This is a genomic window from Coleofasciculus sp. G2-EDA-02 (assembly GCF_040226375.1).
Lineage (GTDB): Bacteria > Cyanobacteriota > Cyanobacteriia > Cyanobacteriales > Coleofasciculaceae > Coleofasciculus.
Map to the genome: position 1 here is coordinate 24,669 of NZ_JAVKEW010000041.1, position 6,020 is coordinate 30,688.

General features: G+C 46.7%; 6 protein-coding genes. 2 read left to right on the plus strand and 4 right to left on the minus strand.

Annotated elements, in window-relative coordinates; all coding sequences use genetic code 11:
* Positions 1–70: 70 nt before the first annotated feature.
* Positions 71–229 (plus strand): hypothetical protein, encoded by a 159-nt coding sequence (locus tag RLO19_RS04115; protein ID WP_446354088.1) that lies wholly within the window; start codon positions 71–73, stop codon positions 227–229.
* Positions 230–425: 196 nt separating this feature from the next.
* Here the strand turns inward: RLO19_RS04115 and RLO19_RS04120 are convergent, their stop codons facing one another.
* Together RLO19_RS04120 and RLO19_RS04125 are read right to left on the minus strand one after the other, a co-directional pair.
* Positions 426–1,019: a hypothetical protein gene (locus tag RLO19_RS04120; protein ID WP_446354089.1), complete on the minus strand. Its 594-nt coding sequence runs from the start codon at positions 1,017–1,019 to the stop codon at positions 426–428.
* Positions 1,020–1,102: 83 nt separating this feature from the next.
* Complete coding sequence (locus tag RLO19_RS04125; RefSeq protein ID WP_446354091.1) at positions 1,103–3,034, minus strand: cellulase family glycosylhydrolase; 1,932 nt, start codon at positions 3,032–3,034, stop codon at positions 1,103–1,105.
* 713 nt (positions 3,035–3,747) lie between these two features.
* On the opposite strand from RLO19_RS04125, the gene RLO19_RS04130 reads away from it, so the two are divergent.
* Entirely contained in the window at positions 3,748–4,641 is an 894-nt protein-coding gene (locus RLO19_RS04130; protein ID WP_446354093.1) for a hypothetical protein, read from the plus strand.
* A gap of 66 nt (positions 4,642–4,707) precedes the next feature.
* Here the strand turns inward: RLO19_RS04130 and RLO19_RS04135 are convergent, their stop codons facing one another.
* Both RLO19_RS04135 and RLO19_RS04140 read right to left on the minus strand, forming a co-directional pair.
* Positions 4,708–4,935, minus strand: a complete 228-nt coding sequence (locus tag RLO19_RS04135; RefSeq protein ID WP_446354095.1) for a hypothetical protein — start codon at positions 4,933–4,935, stop codon at positions 4,708–4,710.
* A gap of 84 nt (positions 4,936–5,019) precedes the next feature.
* Positions 5,020–5,382: a hypothetical protein gene (locus RLO19_RS04140; RefSeq protein WP_446354097.1), complete on the minus strand. Its 363-nt coding sequence runs from the start codon at positions 5,380–5,382 to the stop codon at positions 5,020–5,022.
* Positions 5,383–6,020: the final 638 nt, after the last annotated feature.

Here is a 6,020-nt window from a genome sequence, read left to right on the forward strand (position 1 = left end):
AAATGAAAATGCTATATAAGATAAATCTCAGCCATGACGATTTGACTAAACCCTAATCTCACTAACTAATATGCAGATTAAATATACCCTGTCCGAAGACCATAAACCCAAAGCTTGGTACAACATCCAAGCGGATTTACTTGATTATCACGCGGGACTATTATGTGATAGCGAGTATAGTGACCAGGAAATTGCCATGGCTTTAGCTGGTTTGCCGATTGTTTCATAGGAAATGATAACGGTTTAGGGAGATAGGATTAGCTGAATATTTTGGAGACGTTCCACCGGAACCTCTCCAGAGAGTGTGTTTGTCCTAATCGATGGGTCTACTACTATATTCAATGGTTCAAAGACTGTAAAAGGTAACCGGGAACGGGAAACAGGAAATACCACCAAATTTAAGTAAATAAGCTGAGATTTTTGGCTTATGAATTTTTAGTAGACCAACGATCTAAAATTGTCCTGATTGCGGCAATCGCGATACAAGCGATACCCCCTACTTCCAATATCCAGTTCATTCTCAATCCCACCAGTTGCCAACCTAGCAAGGTATCAATATGATGAAATGATGAGGCGCGAATGACAATAAAACAAGAAAGAAACATTAGACCTAAGAACGCTAATCGATAGGTTCGTCGTTCAGCATAGACGGCGCGTCCGATAACTGAGAGTAAAATTAACGCCGCAATCACGATTCCCCCAATGAATTGCACCTGAACCATGCGGCGCTGCTGATACCAACCCTGGGATATTGCTAATTCCTTGCCAACTGTAGTTAACCAAGACTGAAGATCGAGTTGCTTGTTAATACCCAGTAATACTAAAATAAGGGCGAAGAATCCCCATAGCCAAAGATTTCGATTCACTCGCTGTAGAAATACGAGCCGATGAGGTAAGGCACAGATCAGGCACAATAACGCTGTGATAAAATACACCACAACTGTAAACCAGCCTATGAACGTAGGATCACCGATTCCGGGTTGCCAGTGACCATTAATAATAACCGCAAAGAGTTGCATTTTGTTGGGAAAAACATTCTAACGTACCCACATAGAGTAGGGACACGACATGTCGTGTCCCTACTTCTTTTATTTATACCCTATTATCGACTCGACGCCACAAGTTGCTGAGGCTGGTAATCGGAACCCTGCTTATTGGCACAAAAGCCCAAATCACGCTTTTGTCCCGGTTCAATCACCTGTCCCCAATCCATCGGCGTGACAATATAGTGCGATCCTTTCTGTTGAAAATTCCCATTCCAACTCTGATTAATCGCCGCCTGATTCAGGTTAAATTGCACTTGCCAGTCGCGCACTTTGTTATCCGTAGGATTGATTACCGCTAAACTCATGCAAAATCCCTCTTGCCAATCGGATTGTAGATTAGAGACGACTTTTAATTGGGGTGGAGTGGTGGGAATCCTAACGGCGGGGGAAAACTCAGAGTTAGGGCTAACCGCTACCGCTGAAAGTTGTCGCGGCTGATAATCCGAACCTCGCTTATCAGCGCAAAATCCCAACTCCTGGCTTTCTCCCGGTGCGATCGCGCGTCCCCAGTCTAACGGTTTTCCGACATACTCTGAACCCTGGGCTTTAAAGTTCCCATTCCACGTCTGACTAATTGTCGCCTGATTCATCTGGAACTGCACTTGCCAATCCTTCACCGCCTGATCTGTGGGATTGCTTACCTCAATACTCAAACAAAACCCATCTTGCCAATCTGATCGCATCGTCGAAGTCACTTTCAATTCCGGTTGACGGGGACGAGGTTTGGGGGTGGGATTAATCCCTATGGACGGACTGGGTTTAATATTAGGAATTAACGCGGTTGCGGGCTTGTGGGTAAACCGAGTGGCAATTAGGACTCCTTGCAGTAAGTCTTGCTTCGGTTCCTCCACCGTCAACCAGTCATCTTTGAGCAGTCCTCCCGTATCATCACTATTGGGATTCCAACTCCAGTAGGCAAAACCCAGATTCTCTTTCTGCACAAAATTAACCAGCTTCCGTTGCCAAACGCCTTCCTTGGATTGGGAATCAACTTGTCGTCCGCCAAACTCCCCGATAAAGACTGGCGCGATCCCTTTTCTAGCAATATAATTCCAGCCAATTTCCCAACGACGGGTGAGATTTTGGGGAAAACTCGGTTCAGAAAACCAGGGTTGATCAAAGACACCAGCACCGTATTCATGGGGGGAATACACCACTTTGTTGGGACGGGACAATCGCACTGGGAATCGTTCCACGCCCTCTAAATTGGCGCCCATCCAATGAATGTCTAGTTTTTGACCAGGAACGTTATTTTCCACCCCTTCGACAACAATTAACCAATCCGGGTTTATCTCCAGAATCGCATTTCCAGCGCGTTCCGCCGCCAGTCGCCAATCGGTTTCCAAATCCCCAGTTCCCCAACTGGCGCGACCATGGGGTTCGTTTTTCAGGTCAGCCCCAATCACATTTAATTGATTTTTGTAGCGTCTGGCTAACAGTTTCCAGGTGTCGATCCAGTCTTCCTCTGTGAAGCCATCACCGTACCACAATTCCGGAATCCGTTCGTCATTGAGTCGGTGCGAGTCCAACAGAATCATTAACCCTTGGCGATCGGCTTCCTGGATAATCATATCCATCACCTCTAGGGGCGATTTTCCTTCCAGTTCGGCATTGGCACCGATACTGTAGTCAATACCCGTCACGTCTTCTGATCTGAGGGATTTTACGGCATAAGGAAGTCGGATCATGTTGTATCCTAATCCTTTAATCTGAGCCAACATATCTTTGTAGTCCCGTTTCCACAAACCGTGGGGGGCGTGCATTTCGGTTTCAATACCAAACCAGTTCACGCCTCGCAGCAGGACAGGTTGACCCGTCGCATCCACGATTTTCGCACCCTGGGTTGAAAGGGGGAAGGTAACGGTAATTACTGGATTGTTCGTCGCCGCCACGGGTAAATCAGCCGACCAATCTACGCCCATCACCAGTGACAAGAGGAAGGCTAAGGCGAAACAAATACCTCGGCGCAAGCCCCGGGATTTTCCCATCCGGTATCTGTTGGTCTGAGTCTGTTGGTCTTGGACAAATGGGGAAACACCCCCAGGCGTGTCTCTACACCGATCTGGGTGGCGTGGAAATGATGTCAAGAGATTCCACATCCTGTGTAGAAACAGGGATAGGGTGTGGCTAATGGATAAAAGCGGGTCTCGGAAGAATTTAAACATAGTGCTGTGGACATCCGAATCAGAAACGGTGATGATTTCAACCTCGGCTTGGCAATTCCTGTAGGTTGCGGTGGACTTTTATTCCGATCGACTCCTCAAACCGATCACTTTCCTGTCTAGTAAACATTCTAGATAAAGTCTAGGGGTTACAGCCAACTGGCTTAGGGTTAAGAACTCAGCCAAAAATTGTGAGAACAGGGTAGAGCTTGGTCGTTTTTGGTTAAGACTGTTGATTAACCTGTCAAGTTTGACCAAAAGTCACTCTCTTATGTTCCCTCGTATGAGTAATATTTTCTCTCTTAGAACTTTAATTATAAAGCTATTATGAATATGTAAAGGCTTTGTAAAAATACGGATTAATCCCTGGATTCTTAATCGGAAGTTCATAAAAATATATGGACATTTTTTGATACAAAGATTAATCTAAAACTAGCACTCATTGACGTGCTTCTGCCAATCGGAATTTCTCTAGCCAAATCTTAATAGTAATCAGCAGTACGACAACTACTGTAAATTTTCACTAGGAACTATACATTATGACGGGTTCTCCACTACAACGATTCGTGCTTATACCAGCGGTTATTTCGGCAGCAGTCTTTGGTGTGTTGACCTTGCCCTTAGCTATCTTTGGAGATCAGCCAGTAACCATTCAACTTCAAGATGAACCGATATTTCATGGGCAGCTCAGAGATCCCGATGTGGCAATGCCTTACCTAGGTTTAGCGGCTGTACTCGCCTTAACTGCAGGAACGTCTAGCATCGCCATAACAGGTTGGCGTCAGTCTGCCCGTAAATCGGCGGCGGCACAAGCCCAACTCTCCAGTTTGGAGCAAAATTTGAAAGAACGAGACCAATTGTTAGAATCTCTCAAAGCTGAAGAATCTCGATTAACCGCCTCTGGCTTAGCTTCCTTTTTGGATGAAGAACTCCAAAGCGAACTCCAGGCATCTTCAGAACAGAAGCAGACTCAATCCGAATCAGAACCACCACCCCAACAGAGTCAACCGGAACCCGCCAAGTCATTACCCCAAACGACTAAACCGGAACCTGTACCGACTCCCCAGCCAAAAGTCAAACCAGAACCTGCACCGTCATCCCCTCCCTTTGTGATTAGTACCTCACTGGTGAGAGCGCCTTCTGGGAGTTCTGCTCAAGCCACAGTACAATCCGCCGCCGCCAAGTTTGCTTCAGCTCAAACCTACATGGCTTATGCGTCCAAAAAAGCCATGAGCGAACCGCAGAATGTGACCCCTGCGCTCACTCCCTCGGACTTAGAAAAACTTCAAAGTCAATTTCAACAGATTAAGGAGCAAATGGAATTTCTGCACAAGGCAATAGAAGCCCAGCAGGATAAAGCACCCGATGCCTCAGGGACACACCCAACACAACTCCGTGTGATTAAGCATTGGTCTGTGGAAAAAATTTCTTAGCCTTTATTACCCCCTGCAAGAGGCGATTGAAATCGCTGCTACACAAACAAAGTCCGCCTGCGCGGACTAGTGCAAGAAGGCAGAAATAACTGAACAGCTAACATCTCCCCCTGCTCCCCCTGCTCCCCCTGCTCCCTCTGCTCCCCCTGCTCCCCCTGCTCCCCCTGCTCCCTCTGCTCCCCCTGCTCCCCCTGCTCCCCCTGCTCCCTCTGCTCCCTCTGCTCCCTCTGCTCCCCCTGCTCCCTCTGCTCCCCCTACTTCATCGTATCTACGAAGCTGCTCAAGTATTTCCATGCCTGCGCGGACTAGGTTAGAACGAGGGTAGCGTTCCCCGGATTTGGTATAACCCCTTCGCTTCGCTCAAGGGCAGGCTTTGGGCTAGGTTTGACCTTGAAGCTGGTTGGAGAGCATAGAAATAATTTGATCTACTTTCCGGCGATTTTGTTCGCCAATCCATAACGGCAGAACTTGAGTCTCTGCTAATTGTAAGACCAGGGACATAATTTCGCTGTTCGATGCTTCTCCGTGGAGAAGTAAGACTAACATGGCTTGGTGTTCGTCTGCCATGCGTTTCGCTTGCGGCAAAATCTCTAGGGACTTAGCCCAGTGGACAGGGAACATCAAGTGAGGCGGTTGATTAGCTCCAATGTCAACGAGGGTTGCCTCTAAAATGGCACAAGTTCCGTCCTCTTTTTCATACCAAGGGCGACTATTTTGGGGAGAAGCTGCTTGTGATTGCATAAGATTGCCCATTGATTGTCTGAATTATTTTTTTCCTATTTAATCAAATTTTTATAAAGATTGTCGAGCTTATCTCAAAAAATACCGTGGAATTACAAACAGGATAATTTGCTAAGAAATAAAATTAAGTAAATGCCACGAGTTTGATTGGTTAATTCATGGATTTCTTTAAAAATTTATTTGATTAAATATTAGGGCGAGTCGCTGGACTACTGTAGATGGGGCAATCGATTAGGGAGGTTGACTCGCCCTTAAGCCGAAGAAGCGCGATCGCACTCTTGGTAGGCACATCCCAAACTTCAGTGGAACCAAGGATCTAAAGCGAGAGTCAGATAGAAGGTTAACCCCTCATTCAGCCAGAACTGAGTTACCCTAAGTGAAGTACCCCAACAAGATCCGCTGAAGTTGGAGATTCCAACTTCTAAAAACAAGGACGGTTTTATTCGTCTTGGCTTACGCCACGCTTACGCGAACGGGATTTCCCGTTTCATCCGCCGATGCCACGTTGGGTACTTTCAGCAACGAGAAAGTCCGGAACTAAATCCGGTGATGGTCTTACTCAGCATCAACAGGCAGCCGTCCGCCTCCCGCAGACAGTGATATTTTGTTAGTCCGCTTGGTTAGAGCGGTTTATGGTT

Excerpts from the sequence above, each read along its gene's own strand:
- RLO19_RS04115 (WP_446354088.1), top strand. The coding sequence starts at position 71 with ATGCAGATTAAATATACCCTGTCCGAAGACCATAAACCCAAAGCTTGG.
- RLO19_RS04120 (WP_446354089.1), bottom strand. The coding sequence starts at position 1,019 with ATGCAACTCTTTGCGGTTATTATTAATGGTCACTGGCAACCCGGAATC.
- RLO19_RS04125 (WP_446354091.1), bottom strand. The coding sequence starts at position 3,034 with ATGGGAAAATCCCGGGGCTTGCGCCGAGGTATTTGTTTCGCCTTAGCC.
- RLO19_RS04130 (WP_446354093.1), top strand. The coding sequence starts at position 3,748 with ATGACGGGTTCTCCACTACAACGATTCGTGCTTATACCAGCGGTTATT.
- RLO19_RS04135 (WP_446354095.1), bottom strand. The coding sequence starts at position 4,935 with ATGGAAATACTTGAGCAGCTTCGTAGATACGATGAAGTAGGGGGAGCA.
- RLO19_RS04140 (WP_446354097.1), bottom strand. The coding sequence starts at position 5,382 with ATGCAATCACAAGCAGCTTCTCCCCAAAATAGTCGCCCTTGGTATGAA.